Source organism: Escherichia sp. AM3 (genome assembly GCF_032029835.1).
GTDB lineage: Bacteria > Pseudomonadota > Gammaproteobacteria > Enterobacterales > Enterobacteriaceae > Escherichia > Escherichia coli.
This window is the reverse complement of record NZ_JAVUPQ010001362.1, coordinates 1-231: the sequence shown is the minus strand read 5'-3', so window position 1 is coordinate 231 and position 231 is coordinate 1. Positions and strand designations below refer to the sequence as shown.

The 231-nt window shown below is 68.8% G+C and carries 1 protein-coding gene; it reads left to right on the top strand.

Features of this window, described 5'->3' with window-relative positions; genetic code table 11:
• A partial coding sequence (locus tag RTW80_RS31060) for an AIR synthase-related protein (RefSeq protein ID WP_312722116.1) occupies positions 1-231 on the top strand: 231 nt, incomplete at both ends.

The window sequence follows — 231 nt, the reverse complement described above, 5'->3', positions numbered from 1 at the left end:
ACATTCACTGGGGCGCGCAGCAGCTTTGCGCAGGCGACGTGCTGATTGTCAGCGGCACGCTGGGCTGCCACGGGGCAACCATCCTGAACCTGCGCGAAGGCCTGGGGCTGGATGGCGAGCTGCGCAGTGACTGCGCGGTACTCACGCCGCTGATCCAGACGCTGCGCGACATGCCGGGCGTAAAAGCCCTGCGCGACGCCACGCGGGGCGGCGTGAATGCCGTCGTGCACG